Source organism: Caldithrix sp., assembly GCF_056497305.1.
Map to the genome: position 1 here is coordinate 1 of NZ_JBSMDE010000015.1, position 22,442 is coordinate 22,442.

At 47.0% G+C, this 22,442-nt stretch carries 17 protein-coding genes and 2 tRNA genes; all 19 read left to right on the forward strand.

Going from position 1 to position 22,442, the window contains the following annotated elements:
- The first annotated feature begins 956 nt into the window (after positions 1-956).
- The 19 genes from ACWB0I_RS01235 (at position 957) to ACWB0I_RS01325 (ending at position 22,401) form a co-directional block, all read left to right on the forward strand.
- Positions 957-1,640 (forward strand): ribonuclease HII, encoded by a 684-nt coding sequence (locus ACWB0I_RS01235; protein ID WP_479386211.1) that lies wholly within the window; start codon positions 957-959, stop codon positions 1,638-1,640.
- A 6-nt stretch (positions 1,641-1,646) separates the two neighbouring features.
- Positions 1,647-2,201, forward strand: coding sequence for a shikimate kinase (locus ACWB0I_RS01240; protein ID WP_479386212.1), 555 nt, complete (start codon positions 1,647-1,649; stop codon positions 2,199-2,201).
- Positions 2,194-3,282 carry a 3-dehydroquinate synthase gene (gene aroB / locus ACWB0I_RS01245; RefSeq protein WP_479386213.1) on the forward strand — a complete coding sequence of 363 codons (1,089 nt, stop codon included), beginning with the start codon at positions 2,194-2,196 and terminating at the stop codon, positions 3,280-3,282. The genes ACWB0I_RS01240 and aroB overlap by 8 nt, the downstream gene beginning before the upstream one ends.
- A complete protein-coding gene (locus ACWB0I_RS01250) occupies positions 3,282-4,049 on the forward strand; it encodes an MBL fold metallo-hydrolase (RefSeq protein ID WP_479386214.1) in 768 nt (255 codons plus the stop codon). Before aroB ends, ACWB0I_RS01250 begins: the two co-directional genes overlap by 1 nt.
- Before the next feature lie 13 nt (positions 4,050-4,062).
- Entirely contained in the window at positions 4,063-4,491 is a 429-nt protein-coding gene (gene aroQ, locus ACWB0I_RS01255) for a type II 3-dehydroquinate dehydratase (RefSeq protein WP_479386215.1), read from the forward strand.
- A gap of 9 nt (positions 4,492-4,500) precedes the next feature.
- A complete protein-coding gene (locus ACWB0I_RS01260) occupies positions 4,501-5,970 on the forward strand; it encodes a lipopolysaccharide biosynthesis protein (protein ID WP_479386216.1) in 1,470 nt (489 codons plus the stop codon).
- Positions 5,967-7,004, forward strand: a complete 1,038-nt coding sequence (gene lpxK, locus ACWB0I_RS01265) for a tetraacyldisaccharide 4'-kinase (protein ID WP_479386217.1) — start codon at positions 5,967-5,969, stop codon at positions 7,002-7,004. Before ACWB0I_RS01260 ends, lpxK begins: the two co-directional genes overlap by 4 nt.
- Positions 7,005-7,034: 30 nt before the next feature.
- A tRNA-Met gene (locus tag ACWB0I_RS01270) sits at positions 7,035-7,108 on the forward strand.
- 44 nt (positions 7,109-7,152) lie between these two features.
- Positions 7,153-7,225 (forward strand) — tRNA-Met (locus ACWB0I_RS01275).
- Between the two features lie 34 nt (positions 7,226-7,259).
- Positions 7,260-8,636, forward strand: coding sequence for a tRNA lysidine(34) synthetase TilS (gene tilS, locus ACWB0I_RS01280; protein ID WP_479386218.1), 1,377 nt, complete (start codon positions 7,260-7,262; stop codon positions 8,634-8,636).
- Complete coding sequence (gene hpt / locus ACWB0I_RS01285) at positions 8,620-9,171, forward strand: hypoxanthine phosphoribosyltransferase (protein ID WP_479386219.1); 552 nt, start codon at positions 8,620-8,622, stop codon at positions 9,169-9,171. Before tilS ends, hpt begins: the two co-directional genes overlap by 17 nt.
- Before the next feature lie 24 nt (positions 9,172-9,195).
- Positions 9,196-11,301 carry an ATP-dependent zinc metalloprotease FtsH gene (gene ftsH, locus ACWB0I_RS01290; RefSeq protein WP_479386220.1) on the forward strand — a complete coding sequence of 702 codons (2,106 nt, stop codon included), beginning with the start codon at positions 9,196-9,198 and terminating at the stop codon, positions 11,299-11,301.
- Positions 11,302-11,537: 236 nt separating this feature from the next.
- Complete coding sequence (locus ACWB0I_RS01295) at positions 11,538-13,115, forward strand: tetratricopeptide repeat protein (protein WP_479386221.1); 1,578 nt, start codon at positions 11,538-11,540, stop codon at positions 13,113-13,115.
- Positions 13,087-14,238: a dihydropteroate synthase gene (folP, locus tag ACWB0I_RS01300; protein ID WP_479386222.1), complete on the forward strand. Its 1,152-nt coding sequence runs from the start codon at positions 13,087-13,089 to the stop codon at positions 14,236-14,238. The genes ACWB0I_RS01295 and folP overlap by 29 nt, the downstream gene beginning before the upstream one ends.
- Positions 14,238-15,041, forward strand: coding sequence for a diadenylate cyclase CdaA (gene cdaA, locus ACWB0I_RS01305; protein ID WP_479386223.1), 804 nt, complete (start codon positions 14,238-14,240; stop codon positions 15,039-15,041). The genes folP and cdaA overlap by 1 nt, the downstream gene beginning before the upstream one ends.
- Before the next feature lie 3 nt (positions 15,042-15,044).
- On the forward strand, positions 15,045-20,105 hold the full coding sequence (locus ACWB0I_RS01310) for a C25 family cysteine peptidase (protein WP_479386224.1): 5,061 nt from the start codon (positions 15,045-15,047) through the stop codon (positions 20,103-20,105).
- Positions 20,102-21,112 carry a PorV/PorQ family protein gene (locus ACWB0I_RS01315; RefSeq protein ID WP_479386225.1) on the forward strand — a complete coding sequence of 337 codons (1,011 nt, stop codon included), beginning with the start codon at positions 20,102-20,104 and terminating at the stop codon, positions 21,110-21,112. The genes ACWB0I_RS01310 and ACWB0I_RS01315 overlap by 4 nt, the downstream gene beginning before the upstream one ends.
- 6 nt (positions 21,113-21,118) lie before the next feature.
- Positions 21,119-21,898, forward strand: a complete 780-nt coding sequence (locus ACWB0I_RS01320; protein ID WP_479386226.1) for a hypothetical protein — start codon at positions 21,119-21,121, stop codon at positions 21,896-21,898.
- An 83-nt stretch (positions 21,899-21,981) separates the two neighbouring features.
- Positions 21,982-22,401, forward strand: coding sequence for a polysaccharide biosynthesis/export family protein (locus ACWB0I_RS01325; RefSeq protein WP_479386227.1), 420 nt, complete (start codon positions 21,982-21,984; stop codon positions 22,399-22,401).
- Positions 22,402-22,442: the final 41 nt, after the last annotated feature.

Below are 22,442 nucleotides of genomic sequence, written 5' to 3' on the forward strand. Positions count from 1 at the left end.
AGCACAAAGATTTCAAAAAAAATAAAATTTGTTGACATGTAAGGCTAGGACTCATCAAAGCGGCACAATTTGCTCCCCCTTCCCTTTATTAAAAGAAGGGAAGGGGGCCGGGGGGTTAGGATCTTCAGCATTAAAATTTTCGCATCCCGCTTTAGCGGGATAGATCTTTTGAAGGAAGTATTCTAAGGCAGCAAAGCCGCAACCAAAAACATTTTCACAATGATTTAAGCAAGCACAGAAAGCCCAGAGCAGTCACAAAGGGCGCAATAAAGTAATTTTAAATTAAAAATTACGGATTACGAATTAAAAATTAATTGTGAAAGGACAAGTGTTGCTCAAGAGGTTGAAAACAATGCCGGCATGTCATTCTGATCCCGCTTTAGCGGGAGAAGAATCCCTTACACTGGCAGACCATTCGCAGGCGCAACGTAATTCGAGCTTCAGCTCGAGACGTTTGTAAGAGCGAAGCATTTTTGCAAATTTTTGCTCAAGAGCAATTTTAACTTGCACACAAAGAGGCTGCTCTAATTGGAACCATCTTCAGGAAAATGCTTCGCCCTTACACCTGACAACAATTCCTCCGCTTTGTACCGCCAGAACGGGGCATCGGTCGAAATGACAATTTGGAGGCTCGTTCTATCTGCCATTCTGAATCCCCGCGTCAAACGTAACTCGAGCTTTAGCGCGAGCCTTTCTTCGCTCTGTCCCGAGACAGTCGGGGCATTGGTTGAAATGACACTTAATGTGCTACAAGCGCAGCGCAGGCTTTAAGCCTGCGCCTACCGACCGATTGAATTTCCTTCTCACCAGCCGCCCTTAATAAAAGCCATCTTTTTTAAACAATGGTTCACGCCAGTTTGCGTATTTTCTTTAACCTTTCTTTTTTGGCCTTGAGGTTGAAAAAATGGCCCATGACCGTTAAATTAATTTTCCAATTACAGAATCTTTAACCAGCGGTGTGTATTTTGAAGGCAAAAAAGCAAGTAAGCGCTGACCTGTACCGTTTTGATCAGAAGTACTGGCAGTCTGGCATCCGACATCTTTGCGGCATTGACGAAGCCGGTCGCGGACCGCTGGCCGGCCCGGTTGTGGCCGCTGCGGTAATTCTGAATCCTGCTTTAAACATGCCAGAGATTAATGATTCAAAAAAATTAAGCGCTGTTCAACGGGAGCAACTGGCTTTACAAATCAAGGAAGTGGCGCTGGACTGGGGACTGGGGCTGGCCACAGTGCAGGAGATTCAGCAACTCAACATTTTAAAAGCCACCTTTCTGGCCATGCAGCGCGCTCTGGAGCAGTTAAGACTGGAACCGGATTTTTTGATAATCGATGGTCGGGATTTCCCTCAGCTTTTCAAGCGCGAATTCAGCCGACCGTTGAAAGGGCAGGCCGTAGTGGGCGGCGATCATCTGTCGCAGACCATTGCTGCGGCCAGCATTCTGGCCAAAGTACACCGCGATCAACTGATGAAAGATTACGCTGTTCAATATCCGCAATACGGATTCGAAAAACACAAGGGCTATGCCACGCCGGAGCATCGCCGTAAAATTCTGGAATTGGGGCCCTGTCCCATCCACCGGCAGCGTTTTTTACGAAGATTATTGAATGGCCAGACCAATCTTTTTACGAACAATGTTTAGGAGAGTATGAAAAAGAAACACGTCTTCCTTACCGGTTTTATGGGCGCTGGCAAATCGCGCATTGGCAAACAACTGGCTGCTTTGCTGCATTGGCCATTTGTCGATTCAGACCAAGAGATTGAACAACAAACCGGCAAAACGGTGCGCCAGATTTTTGAGCAGGACGGTGAAACGCTGTTTCGAAAATGGGAAAAAGAGATGATTGAGCACATCTGTAACCGTAGACAACCTCTGGTGATTGCCCTGGGGGGCGGCGCACTGAACGATCCTCAAACCTTTGAACGGGTGCATCAAAGCGGGTTGGTCATCTACCTGAAAAGTTCGCCGCAGGCCATCCTGAAACGTGTGGCCCATTCAAAGAAACGCCCTTTACTGGACGTCCTGGATGAGCGTAACAAAGAGGGCATTTTATTGCAACGCATCGGCCAGTTGCTCAATCAGCGCGAAGCGCTCTACTTAAAGGCAGACATTGTGTTTGAGCGCGACGGCCTGGAAGCGGAACAGGTGGCCGAAAAATTACAACAGCAAATTGAAATGTACTGGAAAGAACAGCATGGATAGAATTGACATTACCCTGACTCACAGCCAATACCCCGTCTTTATCGGCAAGGGCATCTGGCAGCAATTTGGTTCAGTGTTAAACGATTTTTACCAGGGGAGGCAAATCGCAGTCATCAGTAATGAGACCATCTGGCAACTGCATGGGGACAAAATCGAGAGCCAGTTGCCGCCAGAGGCCAAAACGTTAATCCTTTTCGTCCCCGATGGCGAGCAGGCCAAATTATTCGATGAATTGCAAAAGATCTGGACGCAACTCCTTGAAAATCGTTTTGAACGCGGCAGCCTGATCATTGGTTTTGGCGGGGGCGTGGTGGGCGATCTGGCCGGTTTTGTGGCAGCCACCTTTTTACGGGGCGTAGATTTTGTGCAGTATCCAACCACCTTACTGGCCCAGGTAGATAGCAGCATTGGGGGCAAGGTGGGCATCAATCACCCCCTGGGCAAAAATTTAATCGGCGCCTTTAAGCAACCGTTGTTTGTGTTCAGCGATGTGCAGCTGTTGCAAACTCTGCCAGCGGCCGAGGTACGCTGTGGACTGGGCGAGGTCATTAAATACGGACTGGCGCTGAACCGCTCGTTGTTTGGCTATCTGGAGCAAAATCTTGGAGCGGCTTTGCAACAGGACGAAGCGGTATTACACTACCTGGTACGGGAGTCGGCTAAAGAAAAGGCCCGCGTGGTCATGGCCGATGAAAAAGAGGCCAATTTGCGCATGGTGCTGAATTTCGGGCACACGTTTGGCCATGCCCTTGAAGCGGATTTTCAATTTAAGAACCTGAAGCACGGCGAGGCGGTCATTCTGGGTATGAAATGCGCCTTACAGTTTGCAAAAGTCAATGGCATCTTAGCTCCATCAGAATTTGAGCGCGCTTTGCAATTGCTGAATCGGGTGCCGCTCCCTTTTCAGAGAAGAGAGCTTGACCTGCAACGTCTGGTGCAGCGTATGACCCTGGACAAAAAAGTGAAAGGCGGGAAAATTCGCCTGGTGCTGATTGAACAAATCGGGCGCCATCTCTTTTACCAGGTGGAAGATCAGAATTTGTTGCGGGAAGCCTTCGAGATTTTAATAGAGGAAGATTAATGCGCGTAACCTTTTTAGGAACCGGAACATCGGGCGGCGTACCGGTCATTAATTGTGATTGTGCGGTTTGTCGTTCTACGAATCCTAAAAATAAACGCCTGCGCTGTTCGGTGATGGTCGAGGTCCAGGGCAAACATCTGTTGATCGATACTTCCATGGACATGCGGCAGCAGCTTTTGCGCCACCGTTTTCCCAAAATCGATGCCATCCTGTACACGCACGGCCACGCCGATCATATTTTCGGGCTGGATGAAATCCGGCGGTTCAATTATCTGCTCAAAAAACGGATTCCGGCTTACGGAAACCAGGAAACGCTGGATCGGCTGGCTAAAATTTTTGATTATGCCTTTCAGGGAGACGGAAAGCAGGTGCAGCCCGGAATACCAAATTTAACCGCTCACCTGCTGGAAACCACCACAGAAATCGAAGGCATTCCGGTGACGCCCATTCCTTTAATTCATGGCCAGGGGCGCACTTTCGGTTACCGGATTGGCAACTTTGCCTATTGCACGGATGTTAAAATCATTCCTGAGGAGAGCTATGCTCTGCTCAAAAACCTGGATGTGCTGGTCCTGGATGCCCTGCGTGAAAAACCGCATCCTTCGCACCTGTCGTTGAGTGAAGCGATGGCAGCGGCAGAGAAGATCGCGGCTAAAAAAACCTATTTTACGCACATGAACCACATTATCGATTACGATCGTCATAGCTGCTTATTGCCGGAAAACATGGCCTTTGCTTATGACGGCCTGGTGTTGGACTTAATATAGAGGAGTCAAGCCCATGAAAATATTGGTAATTCACGGACCGAACCTCAACCTATTAGGGCATCGCAAGCCCGAGGTTTACGGCAGCCAGACTCTGGAACAGATCAATCGGAAGATTGAAAGCCACTTTCCTGAGCTACAATTTGAGTTTTTTCAGAGTAATCACGAAGGGGAAATCATTGATATGATGCAGATGGCCGTTGAGGCCACGGAGGGCATTGTGCTCAATGCCGGCGCTTTAACGCACTATTCGTACAGTTTGCGCGATGCCATCGAGGCGCTGACCATCCCTGTGGTGGAGGTGCATCTGAGCAACATCTTTGCCCGCGAAACCTTCCGCAGGCACTCAGTCATCTCTGAAGTCTGCCTGGGCACTATCAGCGGTTTTGGGACCTACAGTTACATTCTGGGGGTGTCAGCATTAAAAGAACATTTGAAACAGTGACCGTTTCCCATGATCAATCACATTAAAAATCTGGCCAGACATTCCTCAGTTTACACCATCAGTACGTTCGTTCAGCGCGCGCTGGGGTTTGTCATGCTGCCTATTTACACCGATCCCACCTACCTGACTTCGCGCAGTGAATATGGTGATTTAGCGCTGGTTTACACCTTTACAGCCTTTATGACCATCATCTATCTGTACGGCATGGACGCAGCCATTTTACGCTATTTCTTCTTGGGGAAATATCGGCGCGAAGAGGTCTATTCGACGGGTTTCTGGTCGGTTTTGTTCAATGCCCTCCTGCTCTCCTCACTCATCTTTTTGCTGGCGCCCCATCTGGGTAGATTTGTCTTTGGGCATGTTAAATATGCCCATCTGATTAAGGTCACGGCTTTCATTCTGCTTTTCGATTCGATTGGCAATTTGCCCTACCTTGTTTTAAGGGCCCAAGAAAAGTCGGTGCATTATTCTCTGTTCCGCGTCGGCCGTTTTTTGCTGGAATTGATCTTCAACATTGTTTTTGTCGTCTATTTGAAAAAAGGAGTGATGGGCATTCTGTACGCCAACCTGATCGCCTCGGCCATTAATCTGCTGGCCATGCTGCCCTTTCAGGCTAAATATCTGAGACCGGCCTGGGACGCATCGGTGCTTAAAACATTGCTCCTTTTTGGCTTGCCCATGATTCCCAATGGCGTGGCCTATTTGACGGTTGAAGTGAGCGATAAATTTTTGATGCGTTTTCTGTTGAACAAAGATCTGCTGGGATTGTACAGCGCCAATTACAAATTTGGCTCCATATTGCTTTTAGTCGTAATTGCTTTTCGGAATGCCTGGCAGCCCTTTTTTCTAAAACTGGCCAAAGAAGAGAACGCCAAACAGATCTATGCCCGGGTTCTAACCTATTTCTCGCTGCTCGGCGCCTTTCTCATCGTGAGCGCCAGCTTTTTCATTGAATATCTGTTAAAAATTCCACTGGGCAGCAACCGCCATTTGATGAACACGCCTTACTGGCCGGGCATTAAAATCATTCCCATCGTGCTGTCAGCCTATTTTTTTTATGGCATCTACGTAAACCTGACCGTAGGCGTTTACATCAAGAAAAAAACACAATTAATGGCCCTGTTTACCGGATTAGCGGCGATTACCAATGTGGCCAGCAATTTCTACCTGATGCCGCATTTTGGCATTATGGGAGCGGCCGTGGCCACCCTGCTGAGTTACCTGGTGATGGCCATTACCATTTTTATCGCCAATCAAAAAATTTATTACGTACCGTACGAATACGGACGCTTGCTGTTTGTGCTGCTCTATCTGACCTCCATGTTAACCATTCTCTACGCTCTAAAGCCCATGTGGTACGTACGCCTTTTGCTAATTTTGCTCACCCCTGTCTGTTTTTACCTGTCCCGTTTTTTCCGCCGCGAAGAGCTGGCTGTTTTGCTGAACCTATTGAAAACGGTTAAAGGGGGAACGCGGTGAGATTTCTTCAGGTTTTTGTCAGGATTTTGCTACTGCCCTTTTCTTTGCTCTACGGAATAGGGGTCGAGCTAAGGAATCTCCTGTTTGCCCTCAATGTGCTGCCGGTGTACCGCTCTTCTCTGCACGTGATTTCTGTGGGAAATTTAATAGCCGGAGGCACAGGTAAAACGCCGTTTACCATCTGGCTGGCCAATCAGTTGCTTTCGGAGTACAGCCTGGCCATTGTCAGTCGCGGTTACAAGAGGCAGAGCAAAGGCCTGCAGGTGGTAGCCCATCAGGGCCGGTTGCTGCTCTCTGCTGCGGAGTCAGGGGATGAGCCCTTTTTGCTGGCCCGCAAGGTACCCCGGGCCACCGTAATTGTGGCAGAGAAGCGAAAAGAGGCCCTGCAATGGCTCGAAAATCAGAACGCGGCCCAGGTGGTCATTCTGGATGATGGGTTTCAGCATCGCTATGTTCATCGCGATGTCGATCTGTTGTTATTTAAAACAAAAACGCAGTTCCTGGCCAATTTTATGCTGCCCAGCGGGACATGGCGCGAATTCCCATGGCATGTCCGAAGGGCGCATTTTGTGGGCTTACCTCAAAAGCAATACCTGCCCTTTGTACAGCGCCAGCGTCAGTTCCATGTCAGCGTTTCCAGCCAACACCTGATTGATTGCCGGTTTCAGAAGGTTCGGCCAGTCAGCGATCTGGCTGGTCGGCCTGTGGTCGCTTTTGCCGCTATTGCCCGGCCACAGCCCTTTTTTCAGACACTAAAAGCACATGGCTTGCAGGTAATAGAGACCTTTTCCTTTAAAGATCACCACTCCTATTCCCAGAAAGATGTAGAAGCAATGGTGAACTTCTGTCGCGAGCGAGAGTTAAACTATTTGATTTGCACCGAGAAAGATCTGGTTAAAATTTGTGAATTGATAGAGGCGCAGCCCAACAACTTCTTGCAAGGAATAAATATTTTGGCTCTGGATTATCAGTTGCAGGTTCAGGAACAAGCGGTGCTGTTGAGAGAGATCAAAAAACTATTGACAAAAAATTAAAATCATATTATATTAGTGATTCAATGAGAACGCGGGGTGGAGCAGTCAGGTAGCTCGTTGGGCTCATAACCCAAAGGTCGCAGGTTCGAATCCTGCCCCCGCTACTAAGCACAATAGGGTGGTCGTAACGATCACCCATTTTTTTGATGGCGGCGTAGCTCAGCTGGCAGAGCAGAGGAATCATAATCCTCGTGTCCGGGGTTCGAGTCCCTGCGCCGCTACTTTTTTTTATTAGGATAATCCTGAGAAAAAACATTGATCAAGCGCTTTAAGTCCTTTTGTTTTGCCAACCAGCTTTTCTCTCCCAGGGATTTAATCTTTGTCGCTTTGTCGGGCGGTATGGATTCCATGGCTTTATTACACGCCTTTTTACAAATTAAAGAAGAATTTAAACTGGATGTTCGCGCCGTGCACATCAATCATGGTCTGCGTGGAGCAGAGGCCGATAGCGATGAACGCTTTGTTCGTCAGCAGTGTGAGAAACTTGGTGTGCCCCTGGTGGTGCGCAGGCTACAGCTGCAAAACAAACGCGATGAACAGGCCTTGCGCCAGGTCCGTTACGCAGCATTTGAGCAGGCTCTGGCTCCGTTTCCTCAGGCTAAAATGGCAACCGGGCATACCTTGAATGATAATGTGGAAACGGTTCTCATGCGTCTGGCCAGGGGTTCGTCTTTAAAAGGCCTTAGCGGCATTCCCTTAAAACGCGGGCCTTACATCAGGCCATTTTTATTTCTGGAACGAAAAGCGATCCGTCAATTTGTTGAACAGAATCGCATCCCCTTTGTGGAAGATGCGACAAACCGGGATTTGCAATACACGCGAAACCAGATTCGCCATCGCTTGCTGCCCGTTTTTACGGAAATCTTTGGCCCACAGGTATGGCAAAACATAGCCAGGAGCATTCAAAATTGTAACGCCTTTTACCATCTGTTTGAAGAAGAGAGTCGGTCAAAGTTTGGGCAACTGGTTCAATCTGAGGGCGAAACCCTGAGTGTGGAAACAAAAAAATTCCTGGCATTACATCCGCTGTATGCCAGGCAAATTCTAAGTTATTGTATTTCTAATTATTATGCGTTAAATTATTCTATTACGGATTCGCAATGGGGCGAGATTTCTAAATTTGTTCAAACGGCGCGTACTGGGGCCAGGCTAGCTCTTAAAAAGGATTTGATCTTAGTAAAAGAGCGGGAACGCATCCGGTTTGTCAGGGAACCAGATGAAACAAACACCGTTCTAAGGTTAGACAAAAATAGTCGTGTTGAGCTGGGCAACTGGCAGATCGAGATTATTGAAACAGAAAAAGATAAAATTGCTTTTTCTCAAAATCCTGATATTGAATTCATTTGCGGAGATCGATTAACGTTCCCCCTGCTGGTTCGCAGCTGGAAAGCAGGCGATCGCTTTTACCCCCTCGGTCTGGGGAAAAGTCAGAAATTAAAAGCATTTTTTATCAACCAGAAAATTGAACGACTGCAAAAACGCCACATTCCCATTTTATTAAACGGGAATGAAATCGTGTGGATTTGCGGTTATAGATTGGATCAACGTTACCGGATTACAGATGATTGTAAAACGGTGTTTAAGGTGCAAATAAAAAGAAAGAAAGAAGCAGAAAATGAAGAGAGTATTTAATGATCAGTCGGAAATTGTCCCCGAAAATTACCATATCCTGATTCCGGAAGCGACCATTGAAAACAGATTACGTGAATTGGGGCAGCAGATCAGCGATGACTTTAGAGGCAAGAAACCCATCTTGATTGGCATTTTGAATGGCAGTTTTATTTTCTTAGCCGATTTAATCCGCAATCTCGATATCGATCTGGAGGTCGATTTTTTAAGGATTTCCAGCTACGGAGACGGGCGCGAATCTTCGGGGCACATTAAGATTTTAAAACCCCTCAGCGCGGATATTAACGGTCGGCACGTGATTGTGGTGGAAGATATTGTCGATTCCGGTTTGTCGGTACAGTTTCTGGAAAAGATGCTTTCGGCATTTAATCCTGCGCAATTAAAGTTTGTAACCTTGCTCAATAAACCATCCAAAAACATTGTTGATGTAAAGATCGACTATGTAGGTTTTGAAATCGAAGATAAGTTTGTTGTGGGTTATGGACTTGATGACGCCCAGCTCAAAAGAAATCTAAGGTCAATTTATTTTATCGAATAAGTACTGAAAGGAATGATAAAGAAGATGGACAATAATAATAAGAATAAAAAAAATGTGGATCGTAAAAAGCCATCTCCAAATAATAACGACGAATTTCAGTGGAAAAAGGCCTCTAAAACAGGTTTGATCTGGATTCTGATCCTGCTGGCCGCCTTAGCGTTTAGTACGTTGTGGCCGGACAACCGCCCCAATGAGGTGGAGGTGCCTTACAACGAATATGTGCGGCTTTTACGCAACAAGCTGATCCGTGAAGGAGAGGTCACGCTGAAAGATAATAAATTCCGTGGCGTATTAATCGAGCAGATGCCCGTACGCAGCGTGAAAGGGGGTACCCGTAATGCGCGTTATATTAAAACCATCTTACCCTTTGTCGATAGCGATGTGATTAAAGATTGGGAAGACCACGGCGTCAAGATCAGTTTTGTGGAGCCGCCAAGCGATTGGACCATTCTGTTGATCAATATTTTGCCCTGGGTTTTGATCATAGGTGTGTGGGTCTTTTTTGCCAAGAGGATGCAGGGAGGCGGCGGCAGTTCGCGCGGAATCTTTAATTTTGGTAAAAGTAAGGCCAAGCTGCTAACCAAAGATAAAATCAACGTTACCTTTGACGATGTGGCCGGTTGCGACGAAGCCAAAATGGAGCTTCAGGAGATCATCGAGTTTTTAAAAGATCCACGCAAATTTACGCGTCTTGGGGGCAAAATTCCCAAAGGCGCATTGCTTCTGGGCCCTCCTGGAACCGGTAAAACATTGCTAGCCAAAGCCGTGGCCGGAGAAGCGGGCGTACCCTTCTTTAGCATGAGCGGCGCGGATTTTGTTGAAATGTTTGTCGGAGTGGGCGCCAGCCGCGTTCGCGACTTGTTCGAAATTGGTCGTAAAAATGCGCCCTGCATTATTTTTATTGATGAAATCGATGCTGTAGGGCGGCATCGCGGTGCGGGCCTGGGCGGTGGACACGATGAACGGGAACAAACCTTAAATCAGTTGCTGGTGGAGATGGATGGCTTTGACACACAGGAAGGGGTCATTCTGATCGCAGCGACCAACCGGCCGGATGTGCTGGACGCAGCCCTTTTACGTCCCGGACGCTTTGACCGCCAGATCGTGGTCGATCGGCCCGATGTACGGGGCCGGGAAGGCATCTTAAAAGTGCACACCAGAAAAGTGCCTCTGGATAGTTCGGTCGATCTTGAAGCGCTGGCCAAAGGTACCCCAGGTCTCTCTGGCGCCGACCTGGCCAATCTGGTGAACGAAGCCGCTTTACTGGCTGCCCGTAAAAACCGCAAAAAAGTGACCATGGCCGATTTTGAAGAAGCTAAAGACAAGATCATGATGGGCATGGAGCGGAAATCAATTTTAATCAGCGATGAAGAAAAAAAGATTACGGCCTATCATGAATCGGGACACGTGCTGGTGGGTAAGCTGACTCCCGGTACTGACCCTGTTCATAAAGTAACCATCATCCCCCGCGGTCGGGCGCTGGGCGTTACAGCCTATCTGCCACTGGATGAACGACACACCTATTCCAGAGAATACCTGGAAGGCATGTTAACCCAGTTGTTGGGAGGAAGGGCTGCTGAAAAACTGGTCTTTAACCAGTTGACAACCGGCGCCGGTAACGACATCGAACGGGCTACGGATCTGGCTCGTAAAATGGTGTGCGAATGGGGCATGAGCGAGAAAATGGGCCCGGTTACCTTTGGTAAAAAAGAACAGGAGATCTTCTTAGGGCGCGAGATTGCCCAGCATCGGGATTACAGTGAACGCACGGCAGAGGAGATCGACGAAGAAGTTCGTCGGATTGTACGCGATGCTGAAGTCCGGGCTGAGAATTTGCTTAAGGAGAACATAGATAAGCTGCATGCCCTGGCCAACGCTCTGCTGGAATTCGAAATATTGGATGGGGAACAGATTGATTTGATTCTCAAGGGCGAAAAGATCGAAAAACCGGCTTTTGCCGCCAAAGACGAAGACACCATGCCCAAACCAAGGAAACGATCGCGCAAGAGCAAAGCGCAGGAATCCGCAGAGCTGACACCGCCCTCATCCGAAGAAAAGAGCGCTCAAAGCAGTGGCCCGGCAGCTGAGGATAAAACCCAGGGAAGAAGCGACACAACCACAAATTCCTGATGAAATAGGCCGCAACGCTCTGGCAGGTCTCCAATTCCGGATATCGGCCAAGACATGGTCCATCGCCTTTTCATCCGATTTTTGAAAAATTTCAACTTCTCTGAATGTCGTTGTGTGTGTCAGGCAAATTCCAGGTCGTTTTTGGTGGAATTCTGGAAGTAATTCCAATTTGGTTCCGGCAACTGATGAGCAAAAGGACGAGAGCCAATTAAAAATTAAACGTTTGTGAGGTGGATATGGACGGCATCATTTCATTCCTCTCTTCCGGCATTCCAGGCGGTATCTTTCTGCTTTTGATCGCTGGATTTATCTTAAACCTGACGCTTATTTTCTTAAAAAGTTCGGAACTAATGTCTGCGGACACCTGGAAGAAGAATCTAATTGTTTACAATCTTGTTCTTGTGCTGCTTTACGTGGCCCTCTGGTTTTTAACCCAACCTCCCAAACCACAGGAACGGATCGTTGTTTTACCGACCAGACAAAACAATATGCTTAAACTGAACGGAGAGGCCTTTGTGCTGTCCGAAGCCCTGCAACAGGCTGGACGTGATAATACCGTAGATCGCTACTTGCTTCACCGCTGGCAATGGCTATATGAAACGATCCGGCCTGAGCTGAGGAACGATTACCAATTCTGGAAAAGAACCGCGCGGGCCCTGGAAGCGAAATTTATCATCAGATCTAACATTAAGGATGGGCGCATGGAGTGCGAGATTCTGGATGTGGAGGAGGGGAAATCCTTCCCTGTGGAGGGCGCTGTTGAGCAAAATCCCGGGCGGTTCGTGCAGGCCATCCATGAGCATCTGGGGTTGTTTAAAGAAGCGCCGGTAATTCCGCAGGTGGACCGATCGTTGCTGGAAGCGCAAGTTGCCCTGCTAAACAAAGAGTACGATCGGGTGCTGCCGTTACTCGATGATCGGGATGATATCGGGGCCCAAACGCTAAAGGCTGCGGTGTACGTGGAAAGAGGATTGATGGTCGATGTCGATCAGGAGCGGGCCAAATACGTGCCGGTTGAAAATCCATATTTTAACCAGGCCAAACGACTATTGCGACCTATCATTATGGAACGCAAAGACACGCCGCAAATCGATCTTCTGATGGGCCGCATGTTCATCCGCGAAAAAGAGTACACCACGGCGGAAATGTTCCTGAAAAAGGCCTATGTGCAGGATCCTGAAAATTGTCGCATTCATTACAGCTTAAGCTTTTTGTTACCCGATCGGCTAAAGGACATCGGCTACCAGAGCAGACTGGATATCCTGAAAAGAGCCATCACACTCGATCCCGGCTACCGCGATGCCGTTTACGCTCTGGCTAACGAAATTTATCTGTCGGGGCGGGGAACTCTGGGCTCCATTCAGGAGGCCATCCAGATAATCAACCACTTTCTGGAAATCCATCCTCAGGACCCGGAGATGAGAAGTTTGTTGGGCACTCTGTACATCAAAACCAACCATGCTGAAAAAGCTTTACCTATTTTTGAAGCTTTGTTCAAGGAGTTTCCGCAGGATTCCGATTCTTATTACAATTTGGGCGTTTGCTATTACATGTTAAGGCAATACGATAAGGCTCTGGAATATTTCAGAACAGCCATTCGCATGGATCAAAATCTCGATTCCTATTTGTACATGGGCATGATCTACAAAAAAATGGGGCAGCCGGATTCGGCGCTGAAATATTTCCGTGAACGCGTGGCCCGCAAAACGGGCGACGATGATGTTTACGCCCGCGAAGCGATGACTGGAATTCGACAAATTCTGATTCAACAATGGGAACAAAAACATGGAACTAAGGCCGATTCTGCTCAATAGCAGACAACGCATCGAGGAGATCAATCAGCAATTTAATCTGCACATCCCTGTTTTTTTTGAGGGGCGATGGTTGTTTAAACTGTCCGAATGTTCGGCCAGTGAGCGACAAGCATTCGCTTCATTAATCCACAAAAATGTATTTGCCTGGCAGGCTTTGATCAATGACCGGGAAATCTTTTTAATCCCGGATGAGTTACAAATAGCGGGTTTAAAATCGGCAAAAAGGGAATCAGCCATTGTTAAGGAGCTGGTTGGCTGGTTGGAATGGCAGGAGAATCCACATAAGCCTGTGTGGTCAACGCAACATGGTTTACTCGATTTTAATCAGGGGCCCTTTATTATGGGAATTCTGAACGTTACACCTGATTCTTTCAGTGATGGGGGACGGTTTTACGATCTGCAGGCTGCGGTAGACAGTGCGCTGCTGATGGAGGCAGAAGGGGCCTCTATTATTGATGTGGGCGGCGAATCGACCCGACCAGGCGCAGAGCCGATTCCCGAGCAGGAAGAATTGCAGCGTGTGATTCCGGTCATTGAAAAATTACGTCAGAACTCCGACGTTCTGATTTCTGTTGACACGTACAAAAGCAAAATTGCCGAAGCGGCTTTGCAGGCCGTAGCAGACATCGTAAATGATATTAGCGGGGCGCAGTTTGATGCCAATATGGCCAGAGTGGTCAAAAAGTATGATTGCCCGCTAATCATAATGCACATTAAGGGCCGGCCTAAAGATATGCAGAAAAATCCCTATTATGAAGATGTGGTTCAGGAAATCTTTGACTACTTCAGACAACGCGTGCAGGCCCTGGAAGCGCAGGGAGTTGAAAAAATCATGATCGATCCGGGGATCGGGTTTGGAAAAAGAGTCGAGGACAATTTGCATTTGCTTCGGGATTTAAAAGATTTTACTTTTCTGAAAAAGCCTGTTTTGATGGGAACATCTCGTAAGTCTTTTATTGGTAAAATCTTGAATCGAACGGTGGATGAACGGTTGTTTGGCAGTCTGGCTACGCAAATTTTAGCCGTGCAGAACGGAGCGGATGTGGTGCGGGTGCACGACGTTCAGGCCACGCACGATGCGCTCAGGATGTTAAAAGCGGTTTGTCATATTGAGAGTAACTGATGCTTTTTAAAATTGGTTTTATTCCGGTAACCATCATCGATATCATTGATATCGCCATCGTCACCGCCATCTTTTATCAGCTTTATCAGTTTTTAAAGGGTAGTGTGGCCATCCGCATGTTTACCGGGTTGCTGGTCATTATTGTCATTTCTATGATTGGCGAATTGTTAGGCATGAGCGCGCTTACCTGGATCATGTCCAGTCTGAAGACCGTCTGGGTGTTGGCCTTTGTCATCTTGTTTCAGCCGGAGTTACGTCGTCTGCTGGTTTTTGTTGGGCAGAGCCGTTTAATCCGCAAGATTGTTAAGGTCGGAAACTTAGAATTTATCGACGAAATTGTTCAGGCGGTGATGGAGCTGTCCCGTAAAAATTTTGGGGCCCTGATCATCATCGAGCGAGATATGAGTCTGAAATCCATTATTGAAACCGGGATTACGCTACAGGCCAAGGTTTCCAAACAACTCATCAGCTCGGTTTTTAATCCCCGTTCTCCTTTACATGACGGGGCCCTGGTCATCCAGAATGATATTCTGGTGGCCGCCAAAACGGTGTTGCCCCTGTCTCAGAATCCATCGCTCGATCCGGCCCTTGGGATGCGCCATCGGGCGGCCCTCGGTCTTTCCGAACAGAGCGATGCGCTGGTCATTGTCGTTTCGGAAGAAACAGGCATGATTTCCATTGCGGAAAATGGTAAATTAGTTCGGGGATTGACAGAGAGCATGTTGCGTAAAAAATTGAATGAGGTATTTACTCCTAAACCTCAGGGTAAAATCACCCGATTCTTCTCATTATCGACGGAATAAAACATGGTAGATCGTAAGACGATGAAAATACAATTCAATATCCGCTGGTTACTCATCATAATGCTGGCTCTGCAAGGGATTTTAATGGCCTCCCAGATAGAAATTAAAATCCTTGAGCAAAGCGATCGCTTTGTGCATTTAAAAGCGGTATTGCCAGAGCCCGAATGGGTTGATGAAAGAAATGCGGTTTCTGCCGCTTTGCCGGAAGCTGCCTACACCTATGATGATAACGGCCATTTGATTCCTGTGGTGATCCGCTTTCTGAACTTGAGCCTGGATCATAACACTACTTTGAGCGTGATTTCCCAAAAAACGCGTGTCAAAACAATTAGCAAGCCGTATGCTCGCCAAACCATTTCGGAAAAGGTCCAGAACCAGGCCGGACAAAACTGGGCCGAAGTAAAGTACCTGGGTCTTATGGCCGGATATCCTGTGTTTGCTCTGCGTATCTATCCGGTGCGCGTTACCGCAGACCACAAGCGGGCGCAAATTCTTGAGTCCATTGAGCTGATGATCGGCAAAAAAAATAGCACGGCAACCCCCTCTCTTCAAAAAACAGGGCAACGTCGAGCTCTGTCGAATCTGTTAAAAACAATGGTGATCAATGCCAATCACCAATTGTACCCGGCTCAGCGATCACTGCAAACCGCGGCTGTCCGGAGTAAAAGTTATTCGGAAGATAAGTTGCGTGACTGGCAGCAAATTCTCAAAAACGAAGTCATTTACAAACTGAGTGTATTTGAAGAAGGCCTGTATCAGGTTACCTATGAAGACCTGTTAAAAGCGGGCTTTCCGGTGGAGCGCGTTGATCCGCAGCAATTGCACCTTTATTGTAAGGGGGCCGAGGTCCCCATCTACTTTAAAGGGGAACATGACCATCGCTTTGATGAGAAAGATTATTTCGAATTTTGGGGTGAGCGCAACGAACGAACTTTTCAAAAGCAATTCCCTGAACTGTATTCCGATCCTTTTTCAGATGAAAATGTTTACTGGCTGGTTTATGAAGGGGAACGGGGCATAAGGTATCTGGAAGAGAGCGGGGGCATCAGTTCATCGGCCAATCAAATTGTCATCAGCCCCTTTGCCTTTAGAGATACCCTGCACATCGAAAAGAACAGCGTAGCTCACAAATTCGGTCATTCCCCGGAGCTGGTCAATCGTCCAGCCTATGAAATCGACAGCTATTATTTTGATGGAGGGATTTCTGCGCCGGGCGGGGTAGGCTATGATTTTGTGATTCCACATCCGGCAGACTATGGCGCGCAAGTAGTAGTCAAAGCCATGTTCCGCGGGAAATCATTTTTTGATAGTCAGACCAATCCCCTGGAGGGGCACAAAGTCACGCTTAAATTGCGGGGCAAGGGCAATCTGGCTCATCTGGTCGGGGTGGTGCAACCAGACGATGGCTGGAAAGATCAGAACCTGTGGATGATTACCAATGCTGATTCGGCGGTTAAAATCGATCAAAGCGCTTTAAACGATGGGCTGAATCGCCTGGAAGTGGATATGTTCCAGAGCGGGGTCACTGATATTGTGGTTCTAAATTGGTTTGAAGTGAGCTATTTACGAAAATATGAGGCCTACAACAACTATTTAAAATTTCATGTGGACCGGGACTTCTTCGACGGGCGTTACATTAAGTTAGGCGATCGAATTCAGTTTAATATTGATGGCTTTAGCCGCAAGGATATCGAAGTTTACAAAATCGGCATCAGTAAAATAACCAATGTGGATGTAAAGCCTGTTAAAAATGAAGAGAATAATCAGTTCTCTTATGGCATTAGTTTCCAGGATGAGGTGGTTGACCCGGCTACGAAATACGTCGCTTTAACCAGCGATCAGAAGAAAACGGTGAGTAAAATTGAACTCTACCGACCCTGGAAAAGTGAGACCCCGCAATTGAGTTTGACAGACCAGAGTAATAAAGCCGATTATTTAATCATCACCCATGATCTGTTTAAAAATGAATGCCAGCATTTACAGGAATTGAAAGCCGGGCAGGGATTTGTTCCGGAAATCGTCACTGTACGCGATATTTACGATCAATTTAACTATGGAATAAAATCGCCCCTGGCCATTAAACACTTTATCCGCTATGTCTATCAAAACTGGGATCAGCAAAGGCCGCTGGAATATGTGGTTCTTGTGGGCGACGCCTCGTTTAATTATCGTTCGCCCGATGACCTGGTTCCAACTATTTTCTACAATACCGTCAAATTTGGTTCTGCTGAAAGCGATTACCAGTACGCCCTGTTGGAGGGCGACGACTACCTTCCCGAAATCATTGTAGCCCGTTTGCCGGTAAGTTCCGTTTTTGAACTGCAAAACTATCTCGACAAATTGGAAAACTATCCCGGTCAGCCTGCAGATAAGTGGATCAATCAGACGCTTTTTATTGCCGGTTACGACGGCACTCAGGAATATCTGACCAATAAGCCGGTATTCCGCACGCAGAATCTACGTTTAATCCAGCACAGAATTCCTCAGGCCCTGTTTACCGATCAGATCAACTCCATTGAAGATAAATCCAGAAATCCGGATGCGCATTTTGGCAGCAATCAGGATGTGATTAATGCCTTTAATCGTGGTTTGAGTTACATTAATTTTGTGGGCCATGGAGGCGGCGCCATCTGGGCCGATGCCGGATTGATGGGCCTGGATGATGTGGATCGCCTGGAAAATGGCTACCAGTTGCCATTCATTAGCAGCCTTACCTGTTTTACCGCCAGCTTTGCCAATGTGGGGCGATATTCCCTGGGAGAAAAACTCATCTTAAGCGAGCAAAAAGGGGCCATCGGTTTTCTGGGCTCTTCAGGTGTTGGCTGGATTTACAACGATTTTGCCATTGCCTGGAGCCTGCCCAACTATCTGTGGCATGGAAAATGGACATTTGGCCAGGCCATTAATTTAATGAAAATATTCTACCTGGCCAGCCCCTTTTACTACACCGAAGAAGGGCGATTCTACACATTCGGCTATGGTAGCATTAGTCATTCCCAGGTATCACAATACAATCTTTTAGGGGATCCGTCATTAAAAATGCCGCGGCCCGATCAGGATTTAACGGTTTCGGTAACGCCGCAGGTCGTTTTGCCTGGCGATTCTGTCCTTGTAAAAATTTCGGGCTCTCCTTCTCCAGCGGATTTGTTCCTTCAGGTTGCGGATGGACAGAACTACCTGGTGTTTGATCAGGAATTGTACGGAGTTCAGGCGCCTTATTCGATTTCGTTTCGTGTTCCTGAAGAGCTTAATCCACAACTTTTGCGTGTGAAAGCCTTTGCCACCAACCATACGCGGTGCGCCAGCGGTTTTGCGCAGATTGCTGTCAATCGGCCACTGATTAAAAAAGTGGAAACAGAACCCGCTGCCCCGCGGATTAACCAGAGCCTGGTGTTTAAGGTTTTTCTGCAGACGGATGAGGAGGTTCAACAGGTAATAATTAAAAACATGTTCGATGAGACCAGCTATGAAAATTACAATGTAAATCTCCCTCTGGCCCGTTTGAATGATTCCACTTTTGTCAGCCAGCCGTTTTCAGGATTTGGTAAGGGGGGCAACAAAATTTTTGATGTGGAATTAACCACCGCCAGTGGCAAAACCATCACCGAACATTGGAATAAGGTGTATGTGTTAGATCCCCGGCCAGATTTGCTGATCAAGGCCAACAGCCTTCAGTGGACAGGTAGTTCGCAATTGAAGCTGGCATTTGTGGTGCAGAATAATTCGTCGCAAAACGTGGAAAATACGACCGTCGCTTGTTTTGATGATGCTGTCTCGGCCACTGAGCCATTTGCCACCATGCAGCTATCATTATCGGCCCATCAGGAAAAAATGCTGGAAGCGGCTTTGCCAGAGAATCTGAGCTACCATCCCTACCATCAGATTAAAGTGGTGGTAGATTACGATTCGTTGCTGGAGGAAAAAGATGAAACCAACAATGTGTTGAGCGCCAGTTTATTTCAGAATTATCTGGTAATTACACCTGAGCTGGGCACCACGCTCGATGGGCAGACGCATCAGAAGGTACAAATTGACCATAACTGGTCGCTGGAAATACAGCCACAGGTGGCTAACAAAACACAGCTATTGAGTTTTGACCAGAAAGACATTCGGGCTCTGATCTTCAGATCGGCTCAACAGGATTTGAAATTTGTGCCCGGTGCAAACCAGGATGATACCCTTGGAGTGCAATTGCAGTTCAGCGGACAGCCCCTACCCACTCAACTTACCGTACGGATCGACTCCCTAAATGCAGGTTACGATACGCAACGAATCGCGCTTTACCGCTATGATCCAACTCTCAATGCCTGGACGGCGTTGTCCGGAGAATGGCAGGGATCGGAATTGAGCACAACGGTTTCGCTTTCCGGTACCTACGCCTTGTTCTTTACCACGGACACTCAGGAGCCATTGCTGGAAATTTCTGTCAATGGCCGCCCGTTAATCAGCAACATGCTGGTACCGCACAATCCGACTCTGGGAATTTTGCTGCAGGATGTTAACGGAGTCAATTATAAACAGTCGCTGACCCTAAAAATCGATGAAACAGAGATTATTAAGGATGGCCAGTTGCTGGATAAAACGGTTACCCTGCCGGACAGTGGGGCCAATGTCAAAAATGTGCAGCTTGCTTTCACTCCGGAATTGACGCCTGGCAAACACCGATTGTTTTTAAAAACTGCAGATGTTAACGGCAACGTCGCTCAAAAATCTGTTGATTTCACCGTGGCCGAAGGCTTTAATCTGATTGTTTATGGCAATTATCCCAATCCATTTAAAGAACAGACCATCATCTCCTATTACATAGAGAGCAACGAAGAAATTGAGCAATTAGACATAAAAATTTACACACTGTCGGGCCGGCTCGTACGCTCGCGCATGCTCGATTTGGATCCCACGGTTCTGGATGATAATGTGCTGGAGCCCAATTATCATGAACTGGTCTGGGATGGCACAGACGATGATGGGCAGCCCGTGGCCAATGGCGTCTATTTTGCCGTAATCAAAGGTAAGTACAAAGGCAAGACCATTAAAAAAATATTAAAGATGGCAAAACTACAATGAAGCATACGATATTCTTAGTTCTGTTTGTTTTAGTCCTTTCGCTCTGGGGGCAGAATAACCGCTATGCGGCGTCGTTTCTGGAATTAGGCGTAGGAGCGCGCGCCTTGAGTATGGGGGGCACCGGGGTGGCATCCAGCGGTCAGGTGACCGATCCTTTCTGGAATCCGGCAGGACTGGTGTTGGTTGAAGGGATGCAGGCCGGAAGCATGTACGCCAATTTGTTCAACAAATTAGAGCAGCAAAGCTACCTGGGCATTGTATTCCCGCTCATTAAGAATTCCATGTTGGGATTCTCGTGGATGCGTCTGAGCGTGGATGAAATTCCGCGTTATGAGTTTGATGAGGATAGCCCTATTACGGCCTACCAGCGCCTTCATGGCCAGGCACAGCAACTTACTTATGGCCCGGTGGATTATTTTTCCAATCAGAACGATGTTTTCATCTTTTCCTTTGCTCGTCTGTTTCCCACCACTCTTGATCTGGGCTGGCAATATTTTGAGGTGCCTATTAAATTTGGCCTGGGCGGAAATATTAAATATATCAATCAGCAAATCGACAAAAACAAGGCCTCGGGCATCGGTATCGATATGGGCGGAATTATGAGTCTGGATTTAAAGGATATTTTTACCGGGGATTATTATGGGGATCTCAATTTTGGGGTGAATGTCCAGGATCTGGCCGAAACGCGTCTGGTCTGGGATACCGAGTCGCGTCACGCCGACCGTTTGCACAGAAATTTTAAGTACGGATTACAATACACCCAGCCGTTGCCTGTGATTAAAAGCGCCTTAACCCTGGCTTATGATGTGGACAGTAAATATAACGGGGCTACCCATTTAGGTGCAGAATTACTGCTCAGATCTCATTTGGCCTTGCGCCTGGGAAGCAATTCGGGCAGGATTACAGCCGGCGCAGGCTTGCTGCTATGGAAATTTTATCTGAATTACGCTTTTCAGAGTCATGATCTTGGTAATTCGCATCGGGTATCATTAATCATGGTGTTTTAAAAAAATATGTTTTGGATTATTATTTTTATTATCTTGTTGTCAGCCTGTCAACAACCTACTGGAGATTTAGTTTTTCAACCCGATCCTGTACAATTGGTATTACGTTCGGCAGGCGCGGATACTCTGGCTAACGAGCCTGGAATCGATGCAGTGCCAACGGATGAAGGCGAGATAAATCATGTTCAGGTGCAATGGTACAAACATCCGCAGACGAATAATCTGGAAAAGTTTTTGGTCTATCGAAGTTCTGAGCCTGAAGGAAATAAAAATTATAAACTTATAGGTGAAGTCCCGGCCAATGTTTCTGGCAAAGTTGACACAATTTATTTTGATACTCAAGATTTAGCGCTTAATGTACGATACTATTACTATGTTACAGCAATGGGAAAGTCCGGAAAAGAGAGTTTGCCGTCCGATACCGTTTCGTATCGGCTTCTTGAAAAAGCGAGCAAACTTTCTTTAAACAATGGGGCTAATGTTGTTGTAAAACCGGCTCTGGAATTTGAATGGTGGATGGATTCCGGTACAACGCCTGATCAGTATGTGTTGAGAATTGAGCGATTTATCAGTAATGAATTTCATCCTCTGGCTATGGTTCGAATGATTCAATCGACTTACCAGACACCGCAAACTTACAGAATAGAGGGTGAATATTTGAAGAACCTTTTGACGGATGGGGATTACCGCTGGCGGATCGATTGCCTTGGGCGAGAAGATGTTGAACATCAGTTCTTTGAAGGTTCAGAGTCAAACTGGCAATTGTTTAAGATTAAATGGGAAAATTAATGGGAAAAACAATTCTGACGCTATGTTTGGGATTAGTGATTGTTTTGTTTCCTGTGAAGGGCCAGTCGCAGGATTTAAGTAAAATGTTTTCCAAAAAACAGCAAATGATGCAACAACCAAACCGGGCGGCCCAGTACATTTTAGGTAGTGGCGATGTGTTGCTGGTTACGGTAAATTTGTGGGGCCATGTTCTAAAACCAGGTATTTACAGTGTTCCCAGTTCGTACACATTGATTGACCTCATCTCTTCTGCCGGTGGTCCTTTAAGCACGGCCAGGTTGAATGATGTCCGAATAGTCAGGAAAAATCAGGAAGTTTTAAAGGTCGATATTGAACGGTTTCTCAAAACAGGCGATGTTTCATCCATTCCGCCATTGCAACCCGGAGATACGATTATTGTCTCCGGAAGCATACAGGATGTGTTTACTAAAATGGTGGCCATTTTTCGGGACCTGGCCATTATTGTAAATGTTTTTGTCTTAGCATCGAGAGTAAATTATTGAAAAAACGAATTTTTTTGTCTATCTTTAACTAAATCAAATCA

Bases quoted from the DNA above. Each gene is read 5' to 3' on its own strand.
- ACWB0I_RS01240 (WP_479386212.1), top strand. From the start codon at position 1,647: ATGAAAAAGAAACACGTCTTCCTTACCGGTTTTATGGGCGCTGGCAAA.
- aroB (WP_479386213.1), top strand. From the start codon at position 2,194: ATGGATAGAATTGACATTACCCTGACTCACAGCCAATACCCCGTCTTT.
- ACWB0I_RS01250 (WP_479386214.1), top strand. From the start codon at position 3,282: ATGCGCGTAACCTTTTTAGGAACCGGAACATCGGGCGGCGTACCGGTC.
- aroQ (WP_479386215.1), top strand. From the start codon at position 4,063: ATGAAAATATTGGTAATTCACGGACCGAACCTCAACCTATTAGGGCAT.
- ACWB0I_RS01260 (WP_479386216.1), top strand. From the start codon at position 4,501: ATGATCAATCACATTAAAAATCTGGCCAGACATTCCTCAGTTTACACC.
- hpt (WP_479386219.1), top strand. From the start codon at position 8,620: ATGAAGAGAGTATTTAATGATCAGTCGGAAATTGTCCCCGAAAATTAC.
- ftsH (WP_479386220.1), top strand. From the start codon at position 9,196: ATGGACAATAATAATAAGAATAAAAAAAATGTGGATCGTAAAAAGCCA.
- ACWB0I_RS01295 (WP_479386221.1), top strand. From the start codon at position 11,538: ATGGACGGCATCATTTCATTCCTCTCTTCCGGCATTCCAGGCGGTATC.
- folP (WP_479386222.1), top strand. From the start codon at position 13,087: ATGGAACTAAGGCCGATTCTGCTCAATAGCAGACAACGCATCGAGGAG.
- cdaA (WP_479386223.1), top strand. From the start codon at position 14,238: ATGCTTTTTAAAATTGGTTTTATTCCGGTAACCATCATCGATATCATT.
- ACWB0I_RS01310 (WP_479386224.1), top strand. From the start codon at position 15,045: ATGGTAGATCGTAAGACGATGAAAATACAATTCAATATCCGCTGGTTA.
- ACWB0I_RS01315 (WP_479386225.1), top strand. From the start codon at position 20,102: ATGAAGCATACGATATTCTTAGTTCTGTTTGTTTTAGTCCTTTCGCTC.
- ACWB0I_RS01320 (WP_479386226.1), top strand. From the start codon at position 21,119: ATGTTTTGGATTATTATTTTTATTATCTTGTTGTCAGCCTGTCAACAA.
- ACWB0I_RS01325 (WP_479386227.1), top strand. From the start codon at position 21,982: ATGTTTTCCAAAAAACAGCAAATGATGCAACAACCAAACCGGGCGGCC.